The sequence below is a fragment of the Neorhizobium sp. PAMB6630 genome (genome assembly GCF_058242775.1).
In genome coordinates, this window is the sequence record NZ_JBZAYV010000003.1 from 29,574 (window position 1) to 43,034 (window position 13,461).

The 13,461-nt window shown below is 62.5% G+C and carries 9 protein-coding genes; 5 read left to right on the forward strand and 4 right to left on the reverse strand.

The window, feature by feature from the left end; genetic code table 11:
* Positions 1–158: 158 nt before the first annotated feature.
* From AC4CWF_RS25680 to AC4CWF_RS25700, 5 genes are read left to right on the forward strand one after another with little or no spacing between them, the layout of a single operon-like run.
* Positions 159–1,115: an iron-siderophore ABC transporter substrate-binding protein gene (locus tag AC4CWF_RS25680; RefSeq protein ID WP_491288253.1), complete on the forward strand. Its 957-nt coding sequence runs from the start codon at positions 159–161 to the stop codon at positions 1,113–1,115.
* A complete protein-coding gene (locus AC4CWF_RS25685; protein WP_491288082.1) occupies positions 1,112–2,131 on the forward strand; it encodes a FecCD family ABC transporter permease in 1,020 nt (339 codons plus the stop codon). Before AC4CWF_RS25680 ends, AC4CWF_RS25685 begins: the two co-directional genes overlap by 4 nt.
* Positions 2,128–3,168 (forward strand): FecCD family ABC transporter permease, encoded by a 1,041-nt coding sequence (locus AC4CWF_RS25690; RefSeq protein ID WP_491288084.1) that lies wholly within the window; start codon positions 2,128–2,130, stop codon positions 3,166–3,168. Before AC4CWF_RS25685 ends, AC4CWF_RS25690 begins: the two co-directional genes overlap by 4 nt.
* Complete coding sequence (locus AC4CWF_RS25695) at positions 3,165–3,995, forward strand: ABC transporter ATP-binding protein (protein ID WP_491288086.1); 831 nt, start codon at positions 3,165–3,167, stop codon at positions 3,993–3,995. Before AC4CWF_RS25690 ends, AC4CWF_RS25695 begins: the two co-directional genes overlap by 4 nt.
* Positions 3,992–5,056, forward strand: coding sequence for a DUF2218 domain-containing protein (locus AC4CWF_RS25700; RefSeq protein ID WP_491288087.1), 1,065 nt, complete (start codon positions 3,992–3,994; stop codon positions 5,054–5,056). Before AC4CWF_RS25695 ends, AC4CWF_RS25700 begins: the two co-directional genes overlap by 4 nt.
* 577 nt (positions 5,057–5,633) lie before the next feature.
* On the opposite strand, the gene AC4CWF_RS25705 is transcribed toward AC4CWF_RS25700, so the two are convergent.
* From AC4CWF_RS25705 to bcsA, 4 genes are read right to left on the reverse strand one after another with little or no spacing between them, the layout of a single operon-like run.
* Complete coding sequence (locus tag AC4CWF_RS25705; protein ID WP_491288089.1) at positions 5,634–7,853, reverse strand: tetratricopeptide repeat protein; 2,220 nt, start codon at positions 7,851–7,853, stop codon at positions 5,634–5,636.
* Positions 7,844–8,887 (reverse strand): family 8 glycosyl hydrolase, encoded by a 1,044-nt coding sequence (locus AC4CWF_RS25710; protein WP_491288091.1) that lies wholly within the window; start codon positions 8,885–8,887, stop codon positions 7,844–7,846. Before AC4CWF_RS25710 ends, AC4CWF_RS25705 begins: the two co-directional genes overlap by 10 nt.
* Complete coding sequence (locus tag AC4CWF_RS25715; protein ID WP_491288093.1) at positions 8,884–11,301, reverse strand: cellulose biosynthesis cyclic di-GMP-binding regulatory protein BcsB; 2,418 nt, start codon at positions 11,299–11,301, stop codon at positions 8,884–8,886. The genes AC4CWF_RS25710 and AC4CWF_RS25715 overlap by 4 nt, the downstream gene beginning before the upstream one ends.
* The gene (gene bcsA / locus AC4CWF_RS25720; RefSeq protein ID WP_491288094.1) at positions 11,298–13,454 is read right to left on the reverse strand and encodes a UDP-forming cellulose synthase catalytic subunit; all 2,157 of its coding nucleotides are present in this window, start codon (positions 13,452–13,454) and stop codon (positions 11,298–11,300) included. Before bcsA ends, AC4CWF_RS25715 begins: the two co-directional genes overlap by 4 nt.
* Between the last annotated feature and the right edge of the window lie 7 nt (positions 13,455–13,461).

The following is a 13,461-nucleotide window of genomic DNA, read 5'->3' on the forward strand; positions in this document are numbered from 1 at the left end:
GAACAAAACCCCGGAAACTTCTCAAGCTATATCCGGGCTTTGCCGGGATCACGGTTGACGCCGCGGCGTGAACCTGAAAGTGAGGCTCAACTTAACGAACGGGAGACGTATCCGTGCTGCTTTGGTTGAAGGCATCCTTGCGCCCGGCCGTTCTCGGCCTGTTGTTCGCTCTTGCGCAGGCCGGAAGTGCGGCCGCGCAGGAGACGACTTTTCCCGTCACCATCGAGCATGCCTTCGGCAAGACGGTCATTCCCGCCAAGCCGAAGCGTGTCGCCACGGTATCCTGGGCCAATCATGAAGTTCCCCTTGCACTCGGCATCGTGCCGGTCGGGTTTGCTGCGGCCAATTTTGGCGACGACGATGGCGATGGACTGCTGCCCTGGGTGGCGGAAAAGCTTGCGGAACTGAAAGCGGAAAAACCTGTCCTGTTCGATGAAGGTGATGGCATCGACTTCGAAGCGGTCGCAGCAACCCAGCCGGATGTCATCCTTGCCGCCTATTCCGGTCTCTCAAAGGCCGATTACGAGACGCTGAGCCAGATTGCGCCCGTCATTGCCTATCCTCAATCGCCCTGGTCGACGGATTGGCGCGACATGATCCGGTTAAACAGCGCAGGCCTTGGCATGACGGAGGAAGGCGAGGCGCTGATCCGCGCCACTGAGCGCGAGATTGCCGAGACCATCGCACGCCATCCGGCGCTTTCCGGCAAACGCGCCATGTTCATCACGCATCTCGCCGAAAACGACCTGAGCACGGTCAATTTCTACACCACCAGCGATACCCGCGTGCGGTTCTTTGCGGATCTGGGTTTGTCGGCACCTTCAAGCGTGGTTGAAGCGTCGAAAGGCAACCGCTTTTCCGGCTCGATCAGCGCCGAGCGCGTGGATGCCTTTGATGACGTCGACATCATCGTGACCTATGGCGACAAGAGCCTGATCGAGGCGCTGAAAGCCAATCCGCTGCTGGCACGCATGCCGGCCGTCGCCCATGACGCTGTTGTTCTTCTGGGCCGCAACCCGCTTGGAACGGCTGCCAATCCGACGCCCCTCTCCATCTCCTGGGTTCTTGAGGATTATGTGGCGCTTCTGGCGGACGCGGCCAAGACATCGAAATGAATTCTGAGCGCCACAGAGCCGGGCAGAACCGCGCAAGGAGCATCGCCCTTCTCCTGGCGTTTCTCTCCATGCTGGCACTGTCTGCGCTCTCCGTTGCCATCGGCACGCGCGTCGTCGGGTGGAGCGATATCGTCTCGGCACTGGGCGGACACGTTGAAACCATAGGCGAGGCAGCCGTTGCCGTGCGCATTCCGCGCACGCTGCTCGCCGCACTGGGCGGTGCGGCCCTTGGCCTTTCCGGCGCCATCATGCAGGGCATCACCCGCAACCCGCTGGCCGATCCCGGCATTCTCGGGGTCAACATGGGCGCTTCGCTTGCCGTCGTCATCGGCGTCGCCTGGTTCGACATGGCATCGGCGAGTGCCTATATCTGGACAGCCATCGCCGGCGCCGGCGCAGCCGCCATCTTCGTCTACACGATCGGATCGATCGGCCGCGGCGGACCAAGCCCGCTCAAGCTCTCTCTGGCGGGGGCGGCGACATCGATTGCGTTTTCTTCCCTCGTCATCGCCGTCATCCTGCCGCGAAACGACATCGCCGGCGGGATCCGCTCCTGGCAGATCGGCGGCGTCGGCGGCGCAACCTTCGACCGGCTGTCCAACGTGCTGCCATTTCTCGCCGTCGGTTTCCTCGTGGCACTCCTGTCGGCCCGCAAGCTGAATTCGCTGGCGCTGGGGGATGAGCTGGCGGCAGGCCTGGGCGAGCGCGTGGCGGTTGCCCGGGCAATAGCTGCCCTCGGCGCCGTACTGCTATGCGGGGCCACCACCGCTGTCTGCGGACCGATCGGCTTTGTCGGTCTCGTCGTTCCGCATGTCGTCCGGCTCCTGGCGGGCGTCGATCACCGCTGGCTGCTGCCGTTTTCGGCGCTCGGTGGCGCATGCCTGCTGCTGACCGCCGATGTGTTCGGCCGCATCATCGCCCGGCCGGGGGAAATCGATGTCGGAATCATCACCGCCCTGATCGGCGCGCCGTTTTTCATCTGGATCGTCCGCCGGCAGAAGGTTCGCGACCTGTGACACCGTTCAACGCCACTCTCCAGTCCCTCCGCGCGAACCGCCGCCGCAGCGCACGGCGCAGGGTGGCCCTGATCGCGCTGATGCTGGCGGTGGTCGTCGCCCTTTTCCTGCTGACCCTTCTGCTCGGCCAGTCCTTCACGCCGCCGCAAGACATTTTTCGGTATCTGCTGGGTGAACCCGTGCCGGGTGTGGCTTTTACCGTTGGCCAGTTGCGGCTGCCGCGCGCCATCCTTTCGGTTCTTGCCGGCGCAAGCTTTGGGCTGGGCGGCGTCGCGTTCCAGACTATGCTGCGCAATCCGCTGGCAAGCCCTGATATTATCGGCATCAGTTACGCCGCCAGCGGCGCTGCCGTTTTTGCCATTGTCGTCCTGTCGCTGAAAGGGCCTGTCGTTTCGGTTCTCGCCGTAACGGCTGCGCTGTCGATCGCGCTTCTGGTCTACGCGCTGTCCTTCCGCAATGGCGTGGCGGGCGCGCGCCTGATCCTCGTCGGCATCGGTGTCTCCGCCATGCTGGAGAGCATCATTTCCTATATCCTCTCCGGCGCGTCGGCCTGGAACCTGCAGGAGGCGATGCGCTGGCTGACCGGCAGCGTTAACGGCGTGCCGCTCGATCAGACGCTGCCGCTGCTCGTCGCCTTCATCATCTTCGGCGGGCTGCTGCTCATCCATGGGCGGGATCTCGAAACGCTGCGGCTGGGAGATGACAAGGCAGCGGCCCTCGGCGTATCCGTGACGCGCCTGCGCATGATCGTCATCGTCAGTGCCGTCGGCATGATTTCGTTTGCCACGGCCGTGGCGGGCCCCATCGCCTTCGTCGCCTTTCTCTCCGGCCCCATCGCATCGCGGCTGGTGAAGGGCGGCGGATCGCTGCTGGTGCCATCGGCGCTTGTCGGCGCCATTCTGGTGCTGGCGGGCGATTATTGCGGGCAGTTCCTGTTTCCGAGCCGCTATCCGGTCGGTGTCGTCACCGGCGCGCTGGGTGCGCCTTATCTCATTTACCTCATCATTCGCGTCAACCGCAGCGGAGGCGCGCCATGACCGACCATCAACTCACCGCGACCGCCCTTCAGGCAGGCTACGGCGATACTCTGATCCTTGACGGTCTCGACCTTGCGGTCGCGGCAGGACGCATCACCGTCATCGTCGGTGCCAATGCCTGCGGAAAGTCAACGCTTCTGCGCACCCTGTCACGGCTCATCACTCCCCGCTCCGGTCAGGTGGTGCTGGATGGAAAGTCGATCCACAAAAGCCCGCCGCGCGAGCTTGCGAAAACCCTTGGCCTGCTGCCGCAATCACCCATTGCGCCGGAAGGCATCACGGTGGCGGATCTGGTGAGCCGCGGACGCCATCCGCACCAGGGGCTTTTCTCGCGCTGGACGCTGGAGGATGAGGAGGCCGTCGCCTCGGCCCTTGTGGCAACGGGAACACAGGATCTCGCCGAGCGCCCGGTGGATGAGCTTTCCGGCGGCCAGCGCCAGCGCGTGTGGATTGCCATGGCGCTGGCCCAGAAGACCGATCTTCTTCTGCTCGACGAGCCGACGACCTTTCTCGACATCAGCCACCAGATCGAGGTGCTGGACCTGTTGACGGATCTCAACCACGCGCGTGGCACCACTATCGTCATGGTGCTGCATGATCTCAATCTGGCGGCACGTTATGCAGATTTTCTGGTGGCGATGCTGCACGGCAAGATCCATGCGCTCGGGCCCCCGCGCGCGGTGCTGACGGAAAAAACCGTTCGCGACGTTTTTGGCCTTCAAAGCCGCATCATCGAGGATCCAACCTCCGGCGCGCCCATCATGCTTCCCATCGGCCGTCACCGCATGGCCTCGCACCACCCCTTGCACAAGGAAGACCAGCCATGAACGTTTCCCAGGAATTCAAGCTTTCCGGCATCGCGTTGCCGAAGAACGCAAGCGTCTTGCTCGACGAGATCTGCGAGCATTTCGTTGAACATGCCGAGGTGTCCCGTAACGGCAATCTCGTCTTCATGAAAAGCGACAAGGCACGGGTGGATATCCGGCTGGAGACGCCGCACCTCCTCATCGAGCTTGCCTGCTCAAGCGAAGAGGACCTGGAGGAAAACCGCACCATGCTGGCGGAGCACCTGTTTTACTTCAACGGCGACGACCCGATGGAACTGACGTGGTCGCAGGCCATGCCGGAAGGTGCCCGCCCGCACGTTTTGGAACTCACCGTCGTTTCTGCAGAAAACGTCACGCCGCATATGCGCCGGGTGAAGTTTGCCTGTGCGGACGTGACGCCGTTCGTCAACGACGACATGCATATACGGCTTCTGGTTCCGCCGAGAGGAAGAACGCCGGTCTGGCCGGGATTTCAGGAAAATGGTCGCATCGCCTGGCCCGACGGCGAGGACGCGCTTCTGGTGCGCGTCTATACCATCCGCGCCGTGGACGAGGAAAAGCAGGAGCTGTGGATCGATTTCTTCCAGCATCCCGAACCGGGCGTCGCGACGCCGGGGGCTGATTTTGCCCGTGATGCGCTGCCGGGCGATAAGGCCGCCCTGCTTGGCCCCGGCGGCGGACACCGGCCGGAGGCGGCCCGCATGCTGCTGATCGGGGATGAAACCGCGCTGCCGGCGATCGCGCGCATCGCCGCTGAAGTGCCCGAAGGCACGGTCATCGAGGTGATCATCGAGGTTCTCGACGGTATGGAAGAACAGCCGCTGCCGAGTGCCGGCAATCTGCGGGTAGAATGGCTGCACCGCGGGGCAGAGGCCGAACAGGGCGAGAAGCTGGTTGCCGCAGCAAAAGCCGCGATTGCGGTCGTCGATCCGGAAACCTTCATCTGGATCGCCTGCGAAAAGCGCGATCTGCGTCTTCTGCGCTCGCTCCTGAAGGCGCGCCAGCATGATAAGGCAAAAACCTATGCCGCATGGTTCTGGGATCGCAACGCAGCGCAATAATTATCGGAAAATTGCTTACTTTTATCATTCGCGAAGCGTCTGGGCTTTGGCCGGCGCTTCGCACTGACGAAGGGCTATCACGGCCTATCCCAGCACTGCGATTTCGGCCGTGCGCAAGACGATGATACCGGCTGCGGAACCCGTGGAGATACACTCCATCCGTCGCCACTACGCGCGCCCTATTGGATATCCTCCCGCAGCGCACCATTTTAGCGAGAACTGAATTTCCAGATGAACCGGAGGATGGTGGCGCTGCAGCGCGGGCTGTGGAAAAGCTTTTTGCTAACTTATCATAAACAAATGTTCCGATAAGACATAGCAAGATATTAAAATTCGAATATTGATTGGCCTGATATGAAATCAACGCCGGACTACCAGATGATCGGTATTGCAGTTCTCGCAGGTATTGGCGTCGCCTACCTCTTCTTGACGGGAGCCTTCCTGTAGCCATTACTGCAGCGGCAGCCGGATTTCCTGTCGTGAATGAGCGCTGAGCCGGCCACCCGACGGGATAGGGCGGCGACACCGGTTGGCAATCCATTCCCAATGTCCCTGCTCCCTTGGACGATACCGGGCGTCAGCCGCCCCGGTCGTTCATCATTGAGCGAATTTCTTCCGCGCCACGGATGGCGTCCTTGTTGCCGGTTTCCGCCAGAACCTCGAAGATCTGGCGCGCGCCTGCGGGACTGCCCAGTTCCTGATAAGCATAGGCACGAAGCACCATGAGATCCGTCGTCTCCGTTTTCAGTGCAGCGCGCTGATCGAGATAGACCAGTGCTTCGCGGTATCGGCCGGCCTGAAACGCCGCCAGCGCACGATTGCCGAGGATGGACACTTGCAACTCGACCGCACGGGCCGGACGCTGAGGCGCCTTGGTGGCGGCAACGGCGGCATTGTCTGTGAGGCCGAGGCGCAGATAGGCGAGTGACTGCCCATAGGCGGCATCTTCCCGAATGTCGGCGGAGGGGCTGTCCAGCGCGGCCTCAAACGCCTTGACCGCTTCCAGCGGGCGGTTGAGATCCATCAGGCACCAGCCGTTCATCAGGGTATTGTCGGCAGCCGTTGCCGACGAGACGCCCGCCCGGGCGCCGCAGGCGGGGCGACGGCCTGCGGGTCGCACCGTCGTTGTCCGCGGCAAGACGACAGCTTCCTCGCGTCTTGCCGATGGTTGGCGCTCCTGCGCCACCGTTTCGACCACCCGTTGGCGCGGCGCCTCCGTCGTGACCACGGGCGGGACCTGCGCCAATGCCTGCGGCGTTGTCGCCTCACCGGCATCCGCGATGCGCTGGGACCGGCCGGCCCATTCTTTCTGGATGGCAACGACACCCGCGCGGTCGTTGAGGCTTTGCCGAACGATCAGCAGGCCATAGGCCGAAGGTTCGTCGTCCGGTTTCCATTGCAGGGCCGTCTCGAACCACTGTATGGCCGTCTGCGGCTGGCGAAGCGTTTGCGCATACCAGCCCAGCTGCTGGGCGGCCGGCACGTATTTGGCAGCAATCACTTCCATTGCGATGCGCCGAAGAACCGGTTCGGCAATGACGGGCGCCGGGTTGAGGGCGAGCAGATTGGCAGCCGCAGCAAGATAGGTCGCCTTGGCATCGTCCGAACTGTCGCGCCACTCGAACATGATGTCTTCGGCCTCCATCGGCAGACCCCGGGCGATCAGCACCAGTGCAAGCCCCTGTGAAGCGGAAGCGGATTTCTCCTTCTCTCTGGAGGCGCGAAACCACTTTTCCGCATTGACCATATCGCCGCGGCGCTGGAACAGCCATCCCAACAGCAGGCTGTCGGCCGGCAACTTGTCGCGCTCGGCAATGGCTTCCAGCCTCTGCACATCCTCCGGCGCCACGTCCATCCTGTTGTTCTTGTTGGCATCGGCCACGAAACGGCGTGCCAGATCGTCCCTCAATGCATCAAATTCCGGCTTGCCATCGGGCAAGGGGCGCTCGAACGCCAGCAGCGGGCGCAGATCCGCCGGCGACAGCAGCTCGGCTGCTTTCTGGACCGTCGCGGCGCGTTCCTGGACGTTTTCGCATTGCTTCAAAATATAGGTATAGGCGTCGACGCCGCGCTGCGGACGGTCGGTGCGCACGAAAGCCTCCGCGATGCGCCAGAGCACATCGACATCGCTGCAATTGAGCAAGTTGGGATTGTTTGCCCCCAGTTCGATGACGGTGGCATATTGCTTGAGGTTAGAGGCGTTCACCAGACGACCGCGGGCCTCCGCCATCGCAAGGCGATTGAGCAGATCCGCCGGCGGCGTCCAGCCCGGTTCTGCCGCCTGCCGTTCGATGATGGCCTGGCGAATTTCCGGATACCGGGCCTCGGCATAAAGCTTCCACATCGCTTCCAACTGCGGATCGCCGTTGCGCGGCACGGCGAGCGGATCGTCCGGCGGGGACCAGTCCGGGTAAAGGCTGCGCAGACGGGCGATTTCCACCTTCAGCCGTGCCGTGTCGCCACGGCTTGCGAAATAACGCAGGGCGCTGAGATCCGGTTCGCTGGCCGCGTTCTGCACCGGCGAAACGGGACGCTCCCTCTCCGTACGGCCGTCCGATGGGGAAACGGCCCGCCCATCCGTTGCGGTCGCGTTCGGAGCCTGCGCCAATCGCGGCCCAGTCTCTACGCCAAGCGCTTCTTTGGCCATGCGCAGCCGACCCTGCCGCTCCACCGGAACCAGCGATTGCTGGGCGCTGTCCAACGGGGTGGGCGAGGCAAGGCATGCGGTTGCGGGAACAAGAACGCCGATGGCCAGGATCAAGGCGGAAAAGGACCGTTGCGCAGGTTTCAGAGACATGCGGGCTTTTCCTCCCGGAGAAACGCAAGTGACAGAAGCTGGAGTGTCGAGGGATAATACAGCTCCGGCTGAAAGACCTGTACATCTGCCGGAACCTTTGTGCCGTTCGCCACGCAATCCAGCAGGTTCACGATGATCCTGTAGCCATTGTCGGAGAGCAGATCCACGGGCTGTCCGGTAGCCAGATTGATCGTTGCCATCGGCCGACCGGAGGGGGCAATGGCGCCCATCAGATGGCGCAAATAGGCAGCATCCCCGACACCGGCGCGCCCGACATAAAGCGGAATGCGGATGGCATTATAGGAAAATTCCGGCGCAAAACCTGCCGCCGGCTGCGGCGCTCTCCGGAGGCTGACCCATTCGGCCGGCAGCCTTGCCGACCCGAACGCCAGGGATCGCAGGAGTTCGATACCGTCATCGCTCAAATCCTGCCATTTTGGCGAGGGCGCCAGGGCATTCATCACCGGAAAGGCCTCAAAGATCCAGTAGGACGGATTGATGACGGGACCGTCTGCCCGCTCCCTGGCGGAAAAGCCGATGGAGCCGGGCATCAGCAGGGTGCGCCCGCCCTGCACAACCACGGCATTCTGAAGCAGGGCCTGCGCCATGCGCGTGGCCGTGGCTATATAGGTGGAATTGCCCCAGGCGGCGCCCGCCAGCGCAAGCGAATAGGCAATCAGCAGGTCGCCATCCGTGGCATTGTTGGCATCGGTCACATGCGGAGTGGCCGAAGGATCCCATTTCCACACCGCCAGCCCGTCGTCGCGCAACAACATTTCGGAACTGGTAAAGCGCCAGATCAGCTCGAAATCAGCCCGGTTGCCGGCCAGATAGGACAAAAGCAGGCCATAACCCTGCCCTTCGCTGTGGCTGATGCCGCCATTGCCGTTATCCACGATGCGGCCGCCGCGATCGAGGAACCGCGCTTTGTAAAGGCTCCATTCCGCCGCGTTCACAGGTGCTTGCTGCGCGGCCGCCACCTGGGCAAGCGCGAGATACAGCATTGCAACAGCCACAGAAAACCAGTGTTTCATGATCGTCTGCCCATTCTCGAGAGCATCAGCATTGTCGCCAGCCCCAGAAGCGAGCACAGGACCACCACAACGGCTGAATAAAATAGAATATTGGTCGAGAGCCAGTTCGCCGCCACCAGCCGGTAATTGCTAAAAGATGGAGCAACCGTCTGGACGAAAACGATATCATGCGCCGGCCGATTGGTTACCTCATCGATCTTTGCCCGATAGGACGTCATCCGGCCGTTCAGCAACTGCCATTTGTCCTGTTGTGCCAGGCCGACTGCCCCCTCGAGCAGTTCAGCCGGCGTCGGGGCAACAAGTGCCGTCCAGCGTGCCGTCTGTTCGGGGCTCTGACCCTGTCCAATCAGCAGCGTATCGTTGGATGAGGGCTGGAAAACCTCGTCCTGCTCGGGGAGCAGGCTGAGAGATTCCAGCGATATGTCGAAGCGCCGGCCAATCCAACCGCGAAGTCGGCCCAGAGCATCGGTGATCTCCCCGCCGCTCACCTGCTGGCGCCATTTATCCATTGCATCCGTCGTGCCGACATTCTGGGTGGAAGGTCCGCCCATCTGCGGTCGCCAGCTGTTGACCGCCGATGGCGAAACTCCGATCTGTGTGAGAAGCTTCGGCGGCATCTGGGCGATCGTGCCGACAAACAGTGCCGGCCGCTCGCCAAGCGCCTGGGCCGCCGAGACCATTTCAATCTGCGACAACCGCCCGGCCGACAAGGCCAGCTTGCCGATGAAGGTTGCCGCCGCACCCAGCGTGTCGGCCTCCAGATGATCGATCGACAGCAGAAGGGGGATTTTGGGATCGGGGGAATAACGCCCGACGCTTGCAATGCCTGCAAGGGTCGGGCTTTGTCCGAGCCGCGCAAATTGCGGCATCACCCATTGCGAACTGTCGAACAGGGCAAAGCGCGGGTTCTGCCCCGCCGGTGTGCCCGGCATGCAGGCGACATCCGCGTCGGTTTCCAACGCCACTTCAATCCAGATCTCGTTCACCCCGGCCCGGATGTGCCGCAGAGGGATCTTCACGGGCAACTGGCTGAAGACACCGCCGGTTGTCGTCTTGATCGGCAGGGTCGATGCGATGTTGCCGTTGATGTAGATGTCGATATGGCTGCCCGGCTTGACCTCCGGAGTAAAGGCCGCGTCCAGCAGAAGCGTTGCCTCGCCATAGGCGCCGGCATAAAAATCCGGGGGAATGGCGATATTGAAGCTCGTGCGCAGCCGGCGCCCGCTGAACTCCACCGTCTGCACACCCATTTGCGACAGCGGCAGTGTCTCGCCGCCCACGAGAATGGGGGCAGCAGGATCCTTCCAGCGTTGGGTGTCGATCACATCGCGCCGGACGTTAGCCGGCCGATCGACGGAGGCAATGAGGGTTTCGATGGCTGAGCCGATGGCTTCCCAGGACGGCCCGGAAATCAGCAGCAGACGACCGCGACCCTCGCTTGCCGGCAGAACCGTTGCAATCGCTGCGGCACGCGCCGTCTCCGGCAGATCCGGAACCAACGGCTGCAGCTCGCTCCACGTGCCGATGATCATTCCCAACTGGCCGGGCGCTGCCGTCAGGTCTGCCCCGGTGGTGAACTGGAAGGACTGGTTGGGCATCGAGCCGAACAAGGACACGCCCTGAACCAGCCGCATCGCGTGGGAGGTCGCATTGGTCTGGCTAAGCCCCGGCATCCAGATCTTGAACTGGGTCCGTCCCGTCTCGTCGACGCCGACCGCGCGGATGGCCTCGGCCACGGACAGCGGCGTCATCGTGTTGCCGGCAAACGACAGGTAGGTCTCCTTCGGATCGATTTCCGTCCAGAGATCATAGGTGGAGCGGATATCGCAGTCGGTGCGGTGGCGCTGCGAGGCGATCAGTTCAATGCGGTTAACGCCGGCCTGAAGGATACCGGGCGCAATATCCAGGAGCAGAGAGGTCGGCGCATCGGCAGCCGCGATCCTCTCCTGCGCAAGCGGATGGCCGTTGATGAGGACCTGCAACTCCGACACTTCCGGTGCGATAACGACCGCGTTGCGAAAGGTGAGCTTGAGCTTTGCCGGCGTGCTCACCTCCGCGTCCATCAGATAGACGCTCCAGCCGCGCTGATCGTATTCGCCTTCCAGGACGAGGCTCGCGCTTGGCACGAGATAATGGCGCGAGACAGTCTCGGCTGGCGCAGGCGCTGCAGAAAGCGGAGCCTCCACCGGCGCGGCTGGCGCAACCGGGACCGCCGGTGCCGGCATCGGGGGGACAGACGGTTCAGGCATCACTGCCGGCCGTGGCCGCGACTGCAGCGGTGGAATGACGGGAGCGGCAGGGGCAGCCGGCCGCTCCGGCGACATGTCGAACAAAGCGGGTTGTGCGCGCGCACCGGCCGTCAGCGCCAGAAGGCAGCCCAGCATCGTCAGAAGCAGTTTTGGATGCCTGGTCATTGCGCCGTCCCCCTCAGGCCGCGGAACAGATAAAGCAAACCGCGGCTCATCTGATACATGGCCAGGCCGAGAAACCAGATCGTTCCCCGGATGAGCCCCGGATTGCGGCGCCGGCCGCGCTGGAATTCTTCCCACTGCGCCGAGTTGGCAAAGAGCAGATCGGCAATCGAGCTTCGGTCCAGCGCATTTTGCGGCTGATACTGACAGCCAAGAGTTGCGATATCACCACTGGTCTCGATGCTTCGGACCTTGATCGGCAAATGCACGAGATCAGTTCCGCCGCCATGCGGCTGAAACCGGATTTCCGCATTGGTGTCCTGTCGCAATGCGCTGAGGTCGCGGCCAAAGGCCTGCAGGCGAAGGCCGCCGACGGATACGTCCTCGATGGAGGCCGGATACCAGTTGTCGTCAAAGCCGAGTTCGCAGCGCCGGCGCACCCGGAAACGCCGTGAAGATGCCCGGTCTTTCCGTTCGGACACGACACCGAGCGCACAGCCGGCAATGATCAGGTTCAGGAGGTTCCAGCCTCCGACCACCAGCAGAACATCGGCGTTATAGGGCTCGGTATAGATCCGATAACCGGCAATTCCGAGCGCGATCAACAGCCCGGCGAAGATGATGAAGAAAGGCCGGCTGAGTTCGGACAGGCGGTCGGAGGACACGTTCTCGTCCTTGGCCGTGACCTTGAACGTCGGTCTGGTCGGGTTCAGCATGACCGAAATGACCGCCGGAAGCAGATGGACCGTCTGGATGTATTCGTAAAGCTCGGAGATCCACGGCCAACGAAACGCACCGTAGAGGTAGTTCTGCAGCATCAGGTTCACCACCATATAGGCGCTGGTATAGGCCAGAAACTCGCCGCCCGATGCAGTGAAGATCTCCAGGTCGAACAGGATGTAGAACAAGGGCGCGAAGAGGAAGGTCACGCGGGTAAACGGAAACAGCCAGAACAGCGTGGACGACATGTAGCAGAGCCGCTGCGGAAACGACAATCCGCGCTTCAGCAGCGGAAAACGGAAACGCAGGATCTGCATCATGCCCTGCGCCCAGCGGCTGCGCTGACCGATAAAGCTGGCGAATGTCGCCGGTTGCAGGCCCGCGATCAGCGGCTTGTCGACATAGATGCTGTTCCAGCCGGTGCTGTGCAACGCAAGCGCCGTCTCGCAGTCTTCGGTGATGCTGAGACCGCTGAAGCCATCGGACTGCTTCAACGCCTCGCGCCGGAGAACGGCAGCCGAACCGCAGAAGAAGGCCGCATTCCATTTGTCGAGCCCGCGCTGGATGATGCCGTAGAACATCTCGTTTTCGCTCGGCATCGTCTCGAAGGTCTGCAGGTTACGCTCCAGAGGATCCGGGTTGATGAAGAAATGCGGCGTCTGCACGAGGAAAAGCTTCGGGTCCTTGTCAAAATAACCGACGGTTTCGCGCAGGAAGTCACGGGCCGGCGCATGGTCGGCGTCGAAGACGGCAACCAGTTCGCCCTGCGAATGCAAAAGTCCATTGTTGAGATTGCCGGCCTTGGCGTGTTCGTTGCGCTCGCGGCTGAGATAGTTGATGCCAAGATCGGCGCAGAGCGACACGAGCAACTGGTGCCGGGAAATGGCGGTTTCTGCCTCGCGCACGTCGGTCGCATGTTGCTTCTGTTGCGTGCTGCCATCGTCAAGCAGCCAGATCTGCAGCTTGTCTGCCGGGTAGTCCATGGCCTTGGCCGCGGCCAGCGTATTGGACAGGAGATCCGCCCCTTCGTTGTAGCTGGGCACGAAGACATCGATCGTCGGCAGATAGTCGGGATCGACTTCAGGCGAAGGCCGTGGCGGCAAGGGCATGGCGACGATGAACAGGCTGAGACCCAGCATGACCACGCTGTACATTTCGGCGAGGTAGACCAGGATGCCGGGAATGAAGTTTTCGAGCTGGCTGATCGGCGGAATGGTTTCGGTCGTGCGCCAGAAGACGTAACGCAGCACGATCGAGGTTCCGAGCGCCAGCGTCACCAGCCGCCAGCGGCCGCCGGCTGCCGTGACCTTCAGGATGCCGAGCAAGACCACGACGGTAAGGCTCAGCACCAGCTGCGTCTGCATGCTGACCGGCAGGGTGACGACGGCGATGGTCAGCGCCGAAATCAGTGCCCAGGGGATGATACTGGAGGCCATGCCCTTT